Source organism: Aestuariivirga sp. (assembly GCF_020252395.1).
Taxonomy (GTDB): domain Bacteria; phylum Pseudomonadota; class Alphaproteobacteria; order Rhizobiales; family Aestuariivirgaceae; genus Aestuariivirga.
In genome coordinates this window covers 95,000-111,857 of record NZ_JADCDB010000014.1, presented here as the reverse complement: position 1 = coordinate 111,857, position 16,858 = coordinate 95,000, and the positions used below count along the sequence as shown (strand labels likewise).

Below are 16,858 nucleotides of genomic sequence, written 5' to 3'. Positions count from 1 at the left end.
CGCGCGGGCCGTCGATGCCGAACATCAAGCGCCATGATCCGGGCGGAGAGGGCGATGTCGAGGCCTTCCTCGCCCGCGTCCGCGACATGCCGCCGCCCGCCACCGGCGGCGGCAAGGGCCGCCTCGTGCTCGCGATGGACGCCACCATGAGCCGCCAGCACAGCTGGGACATGGCGCTCTCGATCCAGGGCGACATGTTTGCCGAAGCGGGCCGGGTGGGCGGGCTTGACGTGCAGCTCGTCTATTTCCGTGGCTTCAATGAATGCCGCGCCTCGATGTGGACGCCTGACACCGCCGTGCTGGCCCGGCTCATGTCCGGCATCCGCTGCCGGGGCGGCCACACCCAGATCGGCCGCGTGCTGAAGCACCTCAAGGGTGAAGCCGCAGCCGGCAAGGTCAATGCCTGCATCTATATTGGCGACGCGCTGGAGGAAGCGATCGACCCGCTGGCCCAGCTTGCCGGCGAGATCGGCCTCATCGGCATTCCCGTCTTCATGTTTCAGGAGGGCCGCGATCCCGCCGCCGAGGCTGGCTTCCGCGAGATCGCGCGGCTCACCCGCGGAGCCTATTTCCGCTTCGGCAGCGATGCGGCCAAGATCCTGCGCGAGTTGCTGGCGGCAGTTGCCGTCTATGCCGCGGGCGGCTTTACGGCGCTCGAAGACCATTCCGCCCGGCGCGGCGGCGCGGCCGCCCTTCTGCTTGGCCAGATGAAGTGACGGACGGCGTACGATGAATTTCATCCTCGGCCTCGTGATCGTGGTGGGCGGCTGGTACCTCGTCAAGTCCTTCGCCAATGCCCAGCCGGCGCAGGTGCGGGGGCTCATCCGCAAGATGGGCGGCATCGCCGTCATCGCCCTCGCGGGGCTGCTCACGCTGCGCGGCGAGGTCAATGTCGCGATCCCGCTTTTCATGCTGGGCCTCGGCCTCATGGGCCAGCAGGCCATGTTCCCCAATGGCATGCCGTGGCAGCGCAAGAGCCCGGGTCAGGCCTCGAAGGTGTCGACCAGCCTGATCGCCATGCAGCTCGACCATGATTCGGGCCGAATGGATGGCGAGGTGCTGGCAGGCCCGCTCAGGGGCCGCAGGCTGTCGAGCCTGACGCTTGTCGAGGCGCAGGCGCTGCACGCGCAATGCGCAGCCGCACCCGACCAGAGCCGCGCCCTGTTCGAGGCCTGGATCGAGCGCACGCACCCAGAATGGCGCCAGCAGTGGAACAGCGGGGCAGGCCGCGCGCCCGTCACCACGTCGCAGAAGATGACCCGCGCCGAGGCGCTGGCCATTCTGGGGTTGAAGGAAGGCGCCACGCCGGACGAAATCCGCGCCGCGCACCGCCGCCTGATGAAAACGGCGCACCCCGATCTCGGCGGGTCGGACTATCTCGCCGCAAAGATCAACGAGGCCAAGGAATTCCTGCTGCCATGAGCCACGGCGAAGGGCTCACGACGGTCCCACCGGCTGGCATGGCGCGTTCTTCTTCTTGATGGTCTTGCAGGCCATGGCGGCCGAGGCTTGGTCGAAGCCGGTGAAGCGCGCGCGATAGGTGATCTTGCCCTTCTTCTCAACCTTCACCGTCTGGGCGGTGCGGCCGCCGAGCACGCCGGGCGTGCGCTTACGCATCTGCTGCAACACCGCCGTCGCATCGGCCTTGGTGGCATAGTCGCCCAGCGAAATGCTCCAGCCGCCATCCGTCCCCGCGGCGATCGCGGCCATCTGGGCCTGATCGGCCAACTGCTGGGCCTGCGTTTTTTGTTCGGAAGGCCCGGTTGACGGCGCCTCGCCCACCGTCTGATCCGGCATGGGCGCGGGAACGGTCTCGACCTGCGGGGTTTCTCCTGCGGCCTGGGTGGTGGTTCCCGTGGCAGCCGGCGCCGCGGCGGCCGTTGCGGGCTGTGCTGCCTGCGCTGCGAGGTTCGCCATCTGGTCCACGCCGTCCTCGGTGTCGCCCTGTTCGGCAGGCTCGCCAGCGCCCGCCGCGGCGGTCCGGTCTTCCTTGGCCTTGCTCTTGCGCGCGGCCAGACGTTTCGCTGCGGCATCCTTGCGCGGCTGCTTGGCGGCGGGCGCGGCAGCGGCATTGCCCGCCGCGGCGGTTTCAGTCTCCTCCGTCGGCTTGGCGCCCTTGGCGGAACCCGCATAGGCGGCAATGGTCCGGCCGCTCGTGGCGTCGTCGAAATACTGGCTCAGCATCTGCTTCATGTAGGCATCGCGCGAGGCGCCGGACCTGCCGCCCAGCACGACGCCGACGAGGCGCCTGTCGCCACGGCGCACCGAGGTGACGAGGTTGAAGCCCGAGGCGGCGACATAGCCCGTCTTGATGCCGTCGGCGCCCTCGTAGCTGCCGAGCAGGCGGTTGTGGCCCGTGATGGTCTTGCCCTGAAAGACGAAGCTCCGTGTACGGAAATAGGGGTAATACTGCGGGTAGTCGCGCATCAGACGCAGGCCGAGCGTGGCCATGTCGCGGGCCGAGGTCACCTGGTTGGGATTGGGCAGGCCCGAGGCGTTTCGGAAAGTGGTGCGCGACATGCCGAGGCTGCGCGCCGTGCGCGTCATGCGTTGCGCGAAGGCGCTCTCGCTGCCGCCGAGAGTTTCGGCCACGGCGCAGGCGATGTCATTGGCCGATTTGACGATCAGCGCGCGCGTCGCCGTCTCGGCCGTGATGCTCTGGCCGGCCTTCACGCCCAGCTTCGAGGGCGCCATGCCAGCGCAGCGGGCGGAAACGGTGACCGGCGAATTGAGTTTCAGCTTGCCGGCGCTCAGGTCCTGGAACAGCAGGTAGAGCGTCATCATCTTGGTCAGCGAGGCCGGGTGGCGGATGCCGTCTATGTCATTGGCATAGAGCACTTTGCCATCGCGGGCGTCGACGGTGAGGGCGGAGAACCGCGGCGCAGCATATGCGGCGGATATGCCCAGTCCCACCGCTAGGACGGCAGCCACCGCCTGACGCCAAACACGCAACACCCAAACACGCAACACCGGTGATCCCATGCACGGCCTCAGTCGGTCGCCGCGGAGCCCAAGAAAATGCATGCCAACTCCACCAAATCGGCCCACCCCAAAGTGGGTTAAGTTTATCATAGTCCGGCCAGTCCAGCCAGCCCGCTGGCCCGGCCAACTGCCTTCTGCTGCGTTTCTGGTGCTTTTCGACCAAGCACTGTTACGGGGGAGTAAATCAAAGGCCTGCGCATTTCCACCGAGAAAGTTATGGTGCAATGCAAAATAGATATTGACAACCATGTTGCGGCGCACATATTACGCGCATTCACTTTACGGCAAATGGAGACGCACCATGATGAAGTCCTTTGAAGAGTTCCAGTCTTTCGGCAAAAACGGTTTCGAGGCCTATGTTGCCGCCTCGAACGCCCTGACCAAGGGTTTCCAGGCGATCGCCCAGGAAGCCGCCGATTATTCGCGCCAGTCCTTCGAGAAGGGCACCGCGGCTTTCGAGAAGCTCACCGCGACGAAGTCGCTCGACAAGGCGCTCGAGGTCCAGCAAGCCCTCGCCAAGGAGCATTACGAGTCGCTGGTCGCCCAGATGACCAAGCTGAACGAAATGTACGTCGCCACCGCCAAGGAAGCCTACAAGCCCTTCGAGGCCTCCATGGCCGCCTTCGGCGTCAAGGCCCCGAAGTAACCGCTTCGCCGGATTGAGCTGACGGAACCCGCGCGCCGCGAGGCGCGCGGGTTTTTCTATGAACGGGGTAAGGCAAACAGGCCGGGAGTTCAATAAACTCAGACCCGAAGGAAAGCTCTATCTGCCAAAATAGTCGATTTCATAACTTGCATTCGTGAAAGCGATATGCAACTCTGTGATTCGGAAGTTGGTATGAGCAACGTCGTCTATCTACATGGCCAGCCGGCTCCCATCGCACGTTTCTTGCGAGTAAGTGAGCATCGGCGCTTAGAGCATCTCCTTGAAGCTGAACGGCTGCCATACGACCGCTTCGTGATCGAAGCCGGGTCGCTGAAAGAGCAACAAGACCTAGTATCGGCTCTGCGTCAAGAAGGTCATGAGCTCGTTTTTGACACCAATGTTGCAGAGCTATCGGCAATCGCGAGGTATGCTGGTCAGGCACGAAACGCACCATGGGCTAATCCCGATGGCGTTCTGACAGAAGCCCTAGGTGGCCTCGAAAAGACAAGTTCTAGGGCAACGCGATCTGCGGCATTCGCGATCAGAGAACCGAGTAATCAAGTCAAGTGAAGAGAGATAGGTGTTAATCATGGCTACCGCAGTGAGCCGAATCCTAGATCATCTGAAAAGCGATGGAGGCTTACAGGGAAAAGACATCGCAAATATTGTTGCTGTGTCTCCGGCAACGGTATCACGCTGGTCCAGTGGTAAGGCGACCCCTGACCTGCGGACTCAAACTGTTATCGCTGAGTTGCGATATGTCGTCGATCGTCTTTCCGACTTTTATGCGGCGGACGAAACGCGGCTATGGCTTCATTCCAAACATCCAATGCTGAATGGAGAGCGAGCAATCGACCTTATTAATGAAGGTCGAACTGAGGCGGTGCTTGCTGTAATTGAAGCCCTTGAAGCCGGTGCATATACCTGATGCCGGCCGAATTGCGGAAGGCACGTGATCTCCAGCTTCTTGACGCAGTCGACGCTTTTGCACGCGAACCTTTCGAAGGCCGCGTTTGGCGCTGCGTGCGTGATGGCAGAGACCCTACTGTCGGGAGCCCATCACAAAGCCGCTGGTGCAACGGCCAATTCGACGTACTCTACACATCACTGAAAAAGGACGGCGCAATAGCCGAGATTGACGCACTGTTGTCACTCCAACCGGTATTTCCTTCCAAGATAAGATGGGATTGCTACGAACTTAAGGTTCGATCATCGAAAACACTCCGCATTGCCGATCTCGCAACACTGCAACGGCTGGGAGTTGAAACGACGACCTACAGAGAGCGACATTACGAACGGACACAAAGCATTGCCGACGCCGCATTCTTTCTCGGGTTTGACGCTTTAATAGTCCCTAGTGCCCGATGGGCATGCCACAACTTGGTATTGTTTACGGGGCGGCTTCAGCCTGCGGACATCGAGCTGGAAGGATCAATTGGTGGCCCAATTGACTGGCCAGAGTGGCGCCGGCATGCTGCGCGCACATCGCGAACCTCTTTGCCTCATCAGAGCAAATAGATATGCTCCCACGCGCAAGTCATGTCCTCTCGGCAAGAGATTCCATCTGTTTGATTTGGCGCGCAAGACACTGACAGCGGTCAAGTCTTTCCAGCGCGCCAGGCCGTCAGGTGAATGCCGTCTCAGCTCTGTTGATGTTTTCCGTCAGGCCTTCAGCTCGATCACCACCGGCACGTGGTCCGATGGCTTCTCCTGCGTCCGGACTTCGCGGTCGATGTGGGCGCTCTTCAGCAAGTCGGCGGCCTGGGGGGAGAGGAGCAGGTGGTCGATGCGGATGCCGTTGTTGCGCTGCCAGGCGCCGGCCTGGTAGTCCCAGAAGGTGTAGAGGCCGGGCTCATCGCCATGGACCTGCCGGATGGCGTCGGTGAACCCGAGATTGAGGAGGGTACGGAACTTGGCGCGGGACTCGGGCTGGAACAGCGCATCATTGGTCCAGTTCTCCGGGTGCCTGGCATCGAGCGGCGTGGGGATCACGTTGTAATCGCCCGCCAGAACCAGCGGCTCCTCCAGCTTCAGCAGCGCCTTGGCGCGGGCCTGCAGCCGGTCCATCCAGCGCAGCTTGTAGGCGAATTTTTCCGTACCCAGAGGATTTCCGTTGGGCAGATAGATCGAGGCGACGCGCACCACGCCGGACTTGCGCGCGAACACCGCCTCGAGGTAGCGCGCCTGGCTGTCCCCGTCCTCGCCTGCAAGCCCGCGCGTCACGTCCTCGGGCTTGAGCTTCGAGAGGATGGCCACTCCATTATAGGTCTTCTGGCCGTGGACCAGCACATTGTAGCCCAGCTCCTCGAAGGCCTGCGCCGGGAAGGCGTGGTCCTCGCATTTGAGTTCCTGCAGGCAGAGGATGTCCGGATTGGCCTGCCGCAACCACGCGAGCGCGTTGTCGAGGCGGGCCTTGATGGAGTTGACGTTCCAGGTGGCGATCTTCATGGCCGCCCATGATGGCGGTGGCGCTCATGCGCCGCAAGTCAGATCGCGAAAGACGTGCCGCAGCCGCAGGAGGAGGTGGCGTTGGGGTTCCTGATGCGGAAGGACTGGCCCATCAGGTCGTCGACGAAGTCGATCTCGGCGCCATTAAGAAATTCCTGGCTCACCGGATCGACCACCGCCTTGACGCCACTGCGCTCGATCACGAGATCGTCCTCGGCGGCGGCCTCTGTGAGCTGGAAATCATACTGAAAGCCGGAGCAGCCGCCGCCGTTCACCGCAATCCGCAGTGCCGCCTTGCCCGGCTCCTTCGCCAGGATGTCGCGGATGCGCGAGGCTGCCGCCTCGGTGAGGGTGATGGACACGGTCATGATGGTGTATGTTGGGGCCTGCTCCAGTCTTGTCAACGGATTCTCCCATGCAGCGGTTCACGGCAGCCTATTCCTCGCTTCCCGAGGAGACCCGCGGGCGGGTGCATACCGAGGGTGGATCCGACTTCCGCTCGGCCTTCGCGCGCGACCGGGACCGCATCATCCATTGCCAGGCCTTCCGGCGGCTGAAACACAAGACGCAGGTTTTCGTCTATCACGAGGGGGACCATTACCGCACGCGGCTGACCCACACCATCGAGGTGGCCCAGGTCGCCCGCTCCATCGCCCGTGCACTGGGCCTCGACGAGGACCTGACGGAGGCGCTGGCGCTGGCCCATGACCTTGGCCACACGCCTTTCGGCCACGCCGGCGAGCGCGAGCTCGACACGCTGATGAAGCCCTGGGGCGGCTTCGACCATAATGCCCAGTCGCTGCGCATCCTGACCAAGCTGGAGAAACGCTATGCCCAGTTCGACGGCCTCAATCTGACGTGGGAGACGCTGGAGGGACTGGTCAAGCACAATGGCCCGCTGGTCAATGCCGAGGGTGACCCGGTGGGCCGCTACCGGGAGCGCGGGCTGCCCGAGGCGATCATCGAATATGCGGCGGAGCATGATCTGGAACTCGCCTCCTATGCTTCGGCTGAAGCGCAGGTGGCGGCGATCTCGGATGACATCGCCTACAATGCACATGACATCGACGACGGGCTGCGGGCGGGGCTGTTCGGGCTGATCGACTTGGGCGACGTGCCGCTGGCGGGCGACGCGCTGGCGCAAGTGCTGAGGCTTTATCCCGGTCTGGAGCAGGACCGGATCGTGCATGAAACGGTGCGCCGCGTGATGTCGGCGATGGTCAACGACATCATCGCGGCATGCAACAACAGCAACGCAATAAGCAACTTCCGCAACGCTGCGGAGGTGCGTCATCTCGGCAAGCCCTTCGTGGTCTTCAGCAGAGCCATGGCGGAGCAGAATCGGGCGTTGCAGTCATTTCTCAATGAACGCATGTATCGCCATGAAAAAGTGGAGAAAATCATGGCAAGAGCGCGGCGCGTTATGCACGATCTCTTCGATGCCTATATGCAGGATCAGAAGCTCCTGCCGGCGGGCTGGCAGGACGGCCGCCCCCGCCAGATCTGTGATTTCATCGCCGGCATGACCGACCGCTACGCGATCGCGGAACACAAGAGGTTGTTTGACCTCGAACCGCTTTTCCGCTAGGGGCCAGCAGGGTGTTGTTTCAACAGTTTAAAGCTAGACATGAACCTGTTTGCTGAGTTTCTGCAGGTGGTCGCCAAGGCCGTCGCCACGGTCGCGGCAGAACGGGGCGTGCCACTGCCGGACCTTTCCAGGGTGACGGTCGAACCGCCGCGCGACCGTTCCCACGGTGACATTTCCACCAACGCCGCGATGGTGCTGAACAAGGCCTTTGGCATGCCGCCGAACTTGTTGGCGCAGTCGCTTTCGGCGTTGCTGTCGGCGCACAAAAGCGTTGCCGCCGCAGACATCGCGGGACCCGGTTTCATCAACATCAAACTCGTTGCCTCCGAGTGGCCGCGGGTGCTCCGGGCGGTTCTCGCCGAGGGCGGCGCTTATGGAACTTCTACTTTGGGTTGCGGAAAGAAGGCGAATGTCGAGTACGTCTCCGCCAACCCGACGGGACCCCTGCATGTCGGCCACGTGCGCGGCGCGGTGTTTGGCGATGCGCTGGCCGAACTCCTCACGGCCTCGGGCTACGAGGTCACCCGCGAATACTACATCAACGATGCCGGCGCGCAGGTCGACGTGCTCGCCCGCTCGGCCTATCTGCGCTACCTTGAGGCGTTGGGCGAGACAGTCGGCGAAATCCCCGCTGGGCTCTACCCCGGCGACTACCTGAAGCCGGTGGGGCAGGCGCTCGCCGCCGAACACGGGACAGCGCTGAAGGACAAGCCCGAGGCCGTGTGGCTGCCCATCGTGCGCGAGCGGGCGATTGAGATGATGATGGCTCTGATCCGCGATGATCTCGCCGCGCTGAACATCCGGCAGGAGGTCTTCGCATCCGAGAAGGCGCTGCACGAGTCGGGCCAGGTGAAGGAGACGATCGACGAGCTGCGCGAGCGGGGCCTCGTCTACCAGGGAACCCTGCCGCCGCCCAAGGGCGAGGTGCCGGAAGACTGGGAAGACCGCGAGCAGACGCTGTTCCGCACCACGGGGTTTGGCGACGACATCGACCGGCCGCTGCTCAAGTCGGACGGATCCTACACTTACTTTGCCTCGGACGTGGCCTACAGCCGCAACAAGATCCGGCGCGGCTTCGACGAATTGATCTATATCCTCGGCGCTGACCATGGCGGCTATGTCAAGCGATTGGAATCGCTGGGCTCCGCACTGGCGGCCAACCGCAAGATCGAGGTCATTGTCAGACTGTGCCAGCTGGTGAAGCTCTACCGCGCCGGCGAGCCCGTGCGCATGTCGAAGCGGGCAGGCGAGTTCGTGACGCTGCGCAATGTGGTGGACGAGGTAGGCCCTGACGCAGTGCGCTTCATGATGCTGTTCCGCAAGAACGAAGCGCCGCTCGATTTCGACTTCGCCAAGGTGACGGAGCAATCCAAGGACAACCCCGTGTTCTATGTCCAGTACGCCCATGCCCGGACCTGCTCGGTCATCCGCAATGCGGCGGAGGAGGGGCTGAAGCCGGCGAAAACACCGGAATTCGATCTGCTCTCGGATGAGGCGGAACTGGGACTGGTGCGCCGCATGGCCGAGTTCCCGCGCCTGCTCGAGGCCGCGGCCCAGGCCCACGAGCCCCACCGCGTGGCTTTCTATCTTTATGACCTTGCTGGCGATTTCCATGCGCTCTGGAACAAGGGCAAAGACTCGCCGCATTTAAGATTTATTTTGACAGAAGATGTGAAACTCACCCAAACACGTCTCGCCTTCCTCATGGCGATTCGATATGTTTTGGCAAATGGCCTTCGGATCCTCGGGGTTAGACCCGCCGAAGAGATGTAGAGGCGTAAGGGTCATATGGATCAAGATTCGAGCAACGGCGCTGGGCCGGACAAGCGGAACTGGCGCGAACGTCTCGGCATCGGTGCGAAGGACCTTCCGAAGCTTTCGGATGAGTTTCGCGGCGGGCAGCAGGCGGCTGCGCCACCGCCTGCCGGAACTGCCACGCCCGCCCCGCGGGCGCCGGTGACCAAGCCCGCGCCGATGGCCCCGCGCGTCGCACCGAAGCCTGCCCAGGCTGCCTCCGGGACGCCGGCTGCGCCTGCGGTGCCGCCGTCCGCGTCGCGCGCCACGCCCAAGGCGCCCGACAATGCCGCGCAGGATGCGCTGGCAGAGAAACTGCGCGCCCAGCGCGCCGCCGCGGAACGCCTGGCCGAACAGCGCGTGCAGGCCGCCCGCAACCAAACCGAAGTCAAGAAGCCTGTGCCCGCTGCGCCGCCGGCACGCCCCGCCGCGCCTTCGCCGCGCCCTGCCGCCGCAGCTTCCGCACCGCGCAGCCCCGGCGTCAAACCGCCACTCGGCGGCGCGGCACGGCCCAAGTTCAGCTTTGCCGACGAGACCCGCGCCGATGCCCCGCGTCCAGGCGTGACGCCGCCGCTGACCCCGCCGCGCCCCGCCTTGGGCGGTGAACGTTCGCCGCCGCCTTTCCTGCGCCCGGGCACAGGGGCGGGTCCCAATGGCAGCCTTGGGGCGCGTCCGCAACCGGCCTTCCGCCCGGCCGGCACCGGAGGCGGATCCGGCTATGTGGCGCCGCCGCGCCTGCAGACTCCGGCGATGCCGCGTGCGGGCCTCGGCAGCGACTTGGCGGGCTACAGCGCTGCCCGCCGCGTCCCGCCGCCGCGTCCACCGCTGCCTGCCTCATATGTTCCCGCCCCGCCGCCCGATCCGCGCAACTTCCCTGAGGACGAGTTTGAGGACGATGCTCGCGCCGCGCCGCGCCTCGGCCGCCCTGCTCCGGAGAGCCGCGGCCAGGACGACTTTGACGAGGTGTTCGAGGACGAACAGCTGCCGCCCCGTGGCCGCGCCAGCGCGCGTGACTTGCAGTCCGCCCATGACGAGGCCGAAGAGGGTTTCGCCGACGAGCCGCGCCGCTCCAGGGCACCGTTGCTGCTGGGGCTCGCCTTGCTGGTCGCAGGCCTGCTGACGGCCTTCGTGATCTGGTTTTACAGCGGCGATCTCAAGAACTTGGTCAATGCGGGCGCCTCCGACTCGCCGGGCTCCTCACCCGTCGTGCCGGCGCCGGCGACCCCCGCCAAGGTGGCCGCACCCGATGCCAGCAGCGGCAGTGGCGACACCCAGACCGAAGCGCCGGCAGCGCGCAAGAAACAGATATATGACCGCATCGTGGGCGAGCAGGAAGTGACCGGCGAAATGCAGCCGACGGAGGAGATCCCTGTCCCTCCCGAAGCCGCGCAGCCTGACGCCGTCGTGCCGCTTGCCGACCAGGTGCCGAAGATCGAGCCGCAGGGCACGACCAACCAGATCCCGGCGCCGGACGCGCCCTCCCAAGGCGCCACGGGCCAAGGCCTGCCCGACCCCGAACCGCCGCCGCCGCTGCCAATCCCCGGCAGCGACCAGCAAGGCAGTCTTGACCTGAAGGGCGGGGACCAGGTGGCGGCTGCCTCGGCCAAGCCGGATCAGGTTACCTCAAGCCCCGTGACGTTAAGTCAGGTGACGACGAACCAGGCGGCGGTGGATCAGGGGGGGATGGCGGCGCCACCGCCAACCCCCGCCAGTCCGGCCCAGACCTCGTCGAGTGACCAGATGACCCTGCCGCCCCCGGAAAAAACCACCGACGGGGCGGCTCTTGTTTCAGAGGCCGGGGAAGCAGCAGCAGCGGGAGCGGGAGCCGCCACCGCTGCAAATCCGCCGAAGGCCGCCGCGCCCGGCGCTGCCACATCGGTGACGCCTGTACCCGACACCCAGATCACCCCGCCTGCGCCCACGGCCGAAGCCGAGCCTACACCGCCGCCCCCGCCACCGGCCAAGAAGACCGCCGCCAAGAAGACCGCCGCCAAGCCGGCTGCCAAGCAGACGGACTACAACAATCTGGGATCGAAGCCGGTGGTGCTGGTGCCGCCGTCGCAGCAGGGCGGCAATCAACCGGCTCTGGCCCCGGCTACGCCTGTCGTCGACGCACCCGCTCCGGTGGACCTGACGGGCCAGGGCACCGCTCCCGCAGCGCAGAAGCGCAAGACCATCTTCGACCTGTTCAACGGCGGCGCCTCCGACAGCGGCATACCAGCCCAGCAGGCCGCCCCCACCCAGGTTGCATCCGCCGCGACGCAGACCAGGCAGGCCACTGCACCCGCCGCCACCGCGCCGCAGGCCACACCTGGCGGTGGCTATGTGGTACAGCTTGCCTCGTTCCGTACCGAAAACGAGGCGAACCAGGAATATTCGCGTGTTGCGGGCGCCTATCCGAGCGTTGTCGGCCCGCTCAAGCCGCAGATCCGCCAGACCAACGTGGGCGGCAGCACGCGCTATCAGCTGGGATTGGGGCCGCTGCCGACGCGCGGCGACGCAACCAAAGTGTGTAGCGAGCTGATCGCCGCCGGCGAGAGCGACTGCATCGTGAGGGGTCCGTGAGGCCTGCCGCAGGCTGATTTCATGACCCCGGTCGGCGCCTTCATCTCGGGTTGTTCGGGGCCGGTGCTCAGCCCGGCCGAACGTGATTTCTTCGCCCGCGCCAATCCCTGGGGACTCATTCTGTTCAAGCGCAACTGTGAGACGCCGGATCAGCTGAAAGCGCTAACGGGCGCCTTTCGTGCCGCCGTGGGCCGCAGGAATGCGCCGGTGTTCATCGATCAGGAGGGCGGCCGCGTGCAGCGCCTGGGGCCGCCCAGCAATGCCTGGCGGCGCTACCCCGCGGCGCGCGCCTATGGCGAGGCCTTCAACGCCAGCGCGCTTCAGGGTTTGCGCGCCGCGCGAAATGTGGGCCGGCTGATGGCGGAAGACCTGGTCGCGGCTGGCATCACCGCGAATTGCGTGCCCGTGCTCGACGTGCCGCAGCCCGATGCGCATGAGATCGTGGGCAACCGCGCCTATTCCGACCGTATCGAGGCCATCATGGCGCTGGCCCGCGCCCATGCTGCGGGTTTTGCCGATGGCGGCGTACTGCCGGTCGTCAAGCACATCCCCGGCCACGGCCGCGCCAGGGCGGACAGCCACCTTGAACTGCCGGTTGTGGATGCGTCGCGCGCCGAACTCGAGGCCTTTGACTTTCCGCCCTTTGCCGCCATGGCGGATGCGCCGATGGCGATGACGGCGCATGTGGTCTACACCGCGCTCGACAAGACGGCGCCCGCCACGCTGTCGAAAAAAGTGATCTCCTCCGTCATCCGCGGGCAGATCGGGTTCCGAGGGCTTCTGATGACGGATGACCTGTCGATGAAGGCGCTGTCGGGGAGTTATGCCGAAAAGACGCAGCGCGCACTGGCGGCGGGTTGCGACGTCGTCCTCCATTGCAATGGCGACATGGCGCAAATGGAAGAGGTGGCGGCCGCCGCAGGCGTGCTGAAGGGCAAGTCCCTGGCCCGCGCCAAGGAGGCGCTGAAGGCCGCCCGCAAACCGCAACCCTTCGACCGAAAACAGGCGCTGAAGGACCTTGCGGCCGTGCTGCCGGCATAACCCTGACCATTCCTCGCCCCCTTCTGGCCGAGAGAGGCGGGACGGGGGGTATCCCACTGGTGAATCTGGGGATAAGTTGTGGCAGAGGGGCGAATCGTCCACCATCCCTTGGTATCAGCATGGTGACGGTAAGAGGATGATTCCGGCGTGACCAGTGAGCACGAGAGCAAACAGCAGCCGGCCCATGAGGCTGCAGCCGCCGCTCCTGAGGGCTGGCCTGACGGCGAGGCACCCGTGCGCATCGAACCCGTGGCCGATGACGGCATGCTGATTGTCGACGTGGGCGGCTTCGAAGGGCCGCTCGACCTGCTGCTCGAACTCGCCCGCCAGCACAAGGTGGACCTGAAGCAGATCTCAATCCTGAAGCTCGCGGAGCAGTATCTCGACTTCATCGAGAAGGCGCGCAAGCTTCAGTTGGAGATCGCGGCCGACTACCTGGTGATGGCGGCATGGCTCGCCTATCTCAAGTCACGGCTGCTCATCCCCGCACCTCCCGGCTCGGAACAGCATGAGCCGGCCGATCTCGCGGCGCGTTTGGCCTTCCGCCTGCAGCGCCTGCAGGCGATGCGCACGGCGTCCGAGAATTTGATGAAGCGCAGCATGCTGGGGCGCGACGTGTTCGCGCGCGGCGCGCCGGAGCCCATCGTCGTCGACACCAGACGCCGGTATTCCGACAATCTTATCGACCTGCTCAAGGCCTATGCGGACCGGCGCAAGAAGAAGCTGGTGCATCAGACCTATGTGCCTAGGCGCCACCCCGCCTGGTCCATAAAGGACGCCCGCTCCGCCCTGGAGCGCATGATTGGCGTTATGGACGACTGGGGCACCTTCGACATCTGGCTGGCGCAATACATGTCCGAGCCGGGCATGCGCCGCTCGGTGACGGCATCGAGTTTCACTGCGAGCCTCGAACTGGCGCGCGAAGGCCTGCTGGAGCTGAGGCAGGAGGGGCCCTTCCGCCCCATCTATCTCAGGCGGCGGGCAAGCGCGGCCTAACGGCCGTGTCAGTGACGTAACGGAGTGAGGAACATGACCATGCAGACGCGAGCCATGGCGGTTGACGCCGCCATCGAGGAGGAGGCGGTGGCGGGTCCCGGCGAGGCCGGGAAGGGTGAGCCCGGCGGCGAGGCGGCGGGCGGGGAAGAGCTTGTGTCCATCCTCGCCGAAGAGGTGACGGAAATCGAGATTGTGGCCGAAGAGTTCGTCATGGACGAGTCCGCCACGGATTCTCCGGAAGGCGAAACCGAAGTCCAGCCGATGGCGACGGTGACGCGCCACCCGCGCGCCGACCGCAACCAGCACCTGCGCATTGTGGAAGCGATCCTGTTTGCGACCGCGGAGCCCGTCGAGACGGCGCATCTGAAGACATTCCTGCCTGAGGGCACGGACGTTGCGGGGCTGCTCGCCGACCTCCAGGCCAATTATGCCAACCGCGGCGTCAACCTTGTCGAGGTGGCGGGCAAGTGGCTGTTCCGCACCGCGGATGATCTGAGCTATCTGCTGCGCCGCGACAAGGTTGAGGAGCGCAAGCTCTCCAAGGCGGCGATGGAGACGCTCGCCATCATCGCCTATCACCAGCCGGTGACTAGGGCCGAGATCGAGGACATCCGCGGCGTCGCTATTTCGAAGGGCACCCTCGACCAGTTGCTCGAAATCGGCTGGGTGAGGATGCGCGGCCGCCGCAAGACGCCGGGCCGCCCGGTGACCTATGGCACGACCGACGCCTTCCTCAGCCATTTCGGCCTCAACGAGGTTGCCGATCTGCCGGGCCTGCAGGAACTGAAGGGCGCGGGCCTGCTCGACGCCAACCTGCCGCCGGGCTTCGACATCCCCCTGCCGCGGGCGGGCGACGGCCTGCTGCCCGACGAGGACCCGCTCGACGGCACCGAGACCGAGCAACTGCCGCTGGAGATGCATTTGCCCGAGGCCAGCGAAGAGCAGGGCGGGGAGCAGCCGTAAAGGCAGGGGCAGGCGGCGGGACTGACATGCCTCAGTCCTCATATCCCCACTACGGCCCTGATCAATGGCGCGGGCCTTTGCGCACCGCTCACATATTCACAACTGAATATAGGTGTTCTTTACCTGGCAATACTTGTCCATGGCGTGGAGCGACTTGTCGCGGCCGATGCCGGATTGCTTGTAGCCGCCGAAGGGGTTGGTGATGTCCGAGCCCCATACGTTGTTGACAACCACAGTTCCCGCCTTCAGCCGGCGTGACAGCCGGTGCGCGCGGCTCACATCGCGGGTCCAGAGATTGGCCTGCAGGCCATAGATCGACTCGTTCGCGATGCCCACCGCTTCGTCTTCGTCCTTGAAGGCGATGGCGACGGCGACGGGGCCGAAGATTTCCTCCTGGGCGATTTTCATTTCGTTCCGCACATCGGTGAAGACGGTGGGCTCGATATAAGCGCCGCCTGTATCCTTGCGCGCCTGCGCGCCGCCCAAAGCCACCGTGGCGCCTTCCGTGCGGCCGGCCTCGATGTAGCCCAGCACGCGGTTCATCTGGCCGGTGTCGACGATCGCACCCATTGACGTGTTGGGGTCGAGCGGGTCGGCGGGTGTCCAGGGCTTTGCGTGCTTGGTGAGGAGGGCCACGAACTCGTCCTTGATCCTGTCCTCGACGAGAATGCGGGTGGGCGCGTTGCAGCTCTGGCCGGAATTGTAGAAGACGCCATCGGCCGAAGTCTTGGCGATGTGATCGAGGTTGCCGGCATCGGCGAAGACGATGTTGGGCGACTTGCCGCCGGTCTCGAGGGACACATGCTTCATGTTGGACTCGCCCGCATAGCGCAGGAAATATTTTCCGACCTCGGTGGACCCGGTGAAGGCCACCATGTCGACGTCCATGTGGCGGCCCAGCCACTGGCCCGCCGTCTCGCCGAAACCGGGCAGAACCTGCAGCACGCCATCCGGGATGCCTGCCTCGGCCGCCAGTTCTGCAATGCGGATCGCCGTCAGCGGCGACTGCTCGGCGGGCTTGAGGATGATCGAATTGCCGGTTGCGAGTGCGGGCCCCAGCTTCCACGAGGCCATCATCAGGGGATAGTTCCATGGCACCACGGCCGCGACGACGCCGATCGGCTCCCGCGTGATGAGCGAGACCGAGTCCGGGCGGTAGGGCGCGATCTCGTCATAGACCTTGTCGGCGGCCTCGGCATACCACTGGATGGCCTGGATCGACCCCGGAATATCGCCGCCCGCAGACGTCGATATCGGCTTGCCCATGTCCAGCGTCTCGAGCAGGGCCAGCTCGTCCTTGTGCTTGGCCATCAGCTCGGCGAATTTGAGCATCACCTTCTTGCGCTTGCCCGGGTGGCAGGCGGACCAGGAGCCCTTCTCGAAAACGGCGCGCGCCGCGGTGACAGCCCGGTTCACGTCTTCAGCGTCGCATTCGGCCACCTGGGTCAGCACCCGGCCGTCGATGGGGGAGATGCAATCGAAAGTCCTGCCCGAGGCCGCGCTTACGTATTTGCCGTTGATGAAGGCCTGGTTGCGGAAGCTGAGGCTCGGGATCATGGCGCGGTAGTCGACAGGCATGGGTTTCTCCTGAACGGGGGTCAGAAACGCGAAAGGCACCGCCCATGGACGATGCCTTTTCGATTTGGGCCGTAAGGGGCCAAGATTACTTGATCTTGGTTTCCTTGAACTCGACGTGCTTCCTCGCCACGGGGTCGTATTTCTTGAACGACAGCTTGTCGGTCTTGGTGCGCGAGTTCTTTTTGGTTACATAGAAATAGCCAGTATCGGCGGACGACGCCAGCTTGATCTTGATCACATTGCCTTTGGCCATCATG

At 64.7% G+C, this 16,858-nt stretch carries 17 protein-coding genes; 12 read left to right on the top strand and 5 right to left on the bottom strand.

Annotated features, from left to right (window positions below):
- The first annotated feature begins 14 nt into the window (after positions 1-14).
- On the top strand, positions 15-716 hold the full coding sequence (locus IOC82_RS08260; RefSeq protein WP_290545703.1) for a VWA domain-containing protein: 702 nt from the start codon (positions 15-17) through the stop codon (positions 714-716).
- A gap of 13 nt (positions 717-729) precedes the next feature.
- Positions 730-1,422: a molecular chaperone DnaJ gene (locus IOC82_RS08255; RefSeq protein ID WP_290545702.1), complete on the top strand. Its 693-nt coding sequence runs from the start codon at positions 730-732 to the stop codon at positions 1,420-1,422.
- 15 nt (positions 1,423-1,437) lie between these two features.
- Here the strand turns inward: IOC82_RS08255 and IOC82_RS08250 are convergent, their stop codons facing one another.
- Positions 1,438-2,931, bottom strand: coding sequence for a D-alanyl-D-alanine carboxypeptidase (locus IOC82_RS08250; RefSeq protein WP_290545701.1), 1,494 nt, complete (start codon positions 2,929-2,931; stop codon positions 1,438-1,440).
- Positions 2,932-3,283: 352 nt separating this feature from the next.
- Here IOC82_RS08250 and IOC82_RS08245 point away from each other — a divergent pair, with 352 nt between their 5' ends.
- The 4 genes from IOC82_RS08245 to IOC82_RS08230 all read left to right on the top strand — a co-directional run bounded on the left by IOC82_RS08245 (position 3,284) and on the right by IOC82_RS08230 (position 5,146).
- A complete protein-coding gene (locus tag IOC82_RS08245) occupies positions 3,284-3,628 on the top strand; it encodes a phasin family protein (protein WP_290545700.1) in 345 nt (114 codons plus the stop codon).
- Positions 3,629-3,820: 192 nt separating this feature from the next.
- Entirely contained in the window at positions 3,821-4,198 is a 378-nt protein-coding gene (locus IOC82_RS08240) for a hypothetical protein (protein WP_290545699.1), read from the top strand.
- A 19-nt stretch (positions 4,199-4,217) separates the two neighbouring features.
- Positions 4,218-4,556 (top strand): antitoxin Xre/MbcA/ParS toxin-binding domain-containing protein, encoded by a 339-nt coding sequence (locus IOC82_RS08235; protein WP_290545698.1) that lies wholly within the window; start codon positions 4,218-4,220, stop codon positions 4,554-4,556.
- Entirely contained in the window at positions 4,556-5,146 is a 591-nt protein-coding gene (locus tag IOC82_RS08230) for an RES family NAD+ phosphorylase (protein ID WP_290545697.1), read from the top strand. The genes IOC82_RS08235 and IOC82_RS08230 overlap by 1 nt, the downstream gene beginning before the upstream one ends.
- Positions 5,147-5,290: 144 nt before the next feature.
- Here the strand turns inward: IOC82_RS08230 and xth are convergent, their stop codons facing one another.
- Positions 5,291-6,076, bottom strand: coding sequence for an exodeoxyribonuclease III (gene xth / locus IOC82_RS08225; protein ID WP_290545696.1), 786 nt, complete (start codon positions 6,074-6,076; stop codon positions 5,291-5,293).
- 38 nt (positions 6,077-6,114) lie between these two features.
- A complete protein-coding gene (gene erpA / locus IOC82_RS08220; protein ID WP_290545695.1) occupies positions 6,115-6,444 on the bottom strand; it encodes an iron-sulfur cluster insertion protein ErpA in 330 nt (109 codons plus the stop codon).
- Positions 6,445-6,491: 47 nt separating this feature from the next.
- Here erpA and IOC82_RS08215 point away from each other — a divergent pair, with 47 nt between their 5' ends.
- The 6 genes from IOC82_RS08215 to scpB all read left to right on the top strand — a co-directional run bounded on the left by IOC82_RS08215 (position 6,492) and on the right by scpB (position 15,023).
- Positions 6,492-7,664 carry a deoxyguanosinetriphosphate triphosphohydrolase gene (locus IOC82_RS08215; RefSeq protein ID WP_290545694.1) on the top strand — a complete coding sequence of 391 codons (1,173 nt, stop codon included), beginning with the start codon at positions 6,492-6,494 and terminating at the stop codon, positions 7,662-7,664.
- A gap of 39 nt (positions 7,665-7,703) precedes the next feature.
- Positions 7,704-9,437, top strand: a complete 1,734-nt coding sequence (gene argS / locus IOC82_RS08210) for an arginine--tRNA ligase (protein WP_290545693.1) — start codon at positions 7,704-7,706, stop codon at positions 9,435-9,437.
- Positions 9,438-9,452: 15 nt separating this feature from the next.
- Positions 9,453-12,023: an SPOR domain-containing protein gene (locus tag IOC82_RS08205; protein ID WP_290545692.1), complete on the top strand. Its 2,571-nt coding sequence runs from the start codon at positions 9,453-9,455 to the stop codon at positions 12,021-12,023.
- A gap of 21 nt (positions 12,024-12,044) precedes the next feature.
- Positions 12,045-13,064 (top strand): beta-N-acetylhexosaminidase, encoded by a 1,020-nt coding sequence (gene nagZ, locus IOC82_RS08200; RefSeq protein ID WP_290545691.1) that lies wholly within the window; start codon positions 12,045-12,047, stop codon positions 13,062-13,064.
- Between the two features lie 147 nt (positions 13,065-13,211).
- The gene (locus IOC82_RS08195; RefSeq protein ID WP_290545690.1) at positions 13,212-14,060 is read left to right on the top strand and encodes a ScpA family protein; all 849 of its coding nucleotides are present in this window, start codon (positions 13,212-13,214) and stop codon (positions 14,058-14,060) included.
- Between the two features lie 261 nt (positions 14,061-14,321).
- Complete coding sequence (gene scpB / locus IOC82_RS08190; protein ID WP_290545721.1) at positions 14,322-15,023, top strand: SMC-Scp complex subunit ScpB; 702 nt, start codon at positions 14,322-14,324, stop codon at positions 15,021-15,023.
- A 96-nt stretch (positions 15,024-15,119) separates the two neighbouring features.
- Here the strand turns inward: scpB and IOC82_RS08185 are convergent, their stop codons facing one another.
- Positions 15,120-16,601, bottom strand: coding sequence for an aldehyde dehydrogenase (locus IOC82_RS08185; protein WP_290545689.1), 1,482 nt, complete (start codon positions 16,599-16,601; stop codon positions 15,120-15,122).
- Positions 16,602-16,686: 85 nt separating this feature from the next.
- Entirely contained in the window at positions 16,687-16,854 is a 168-nt protein-coding gene (gene rpmG, locus IOC82_RS08180; protein ID WP_111198460.1) for a 50S ribosomal protein L33, read from the bottom strand.
- Positions 16,855-16,858: the final 4 nt, after the last annotated feature.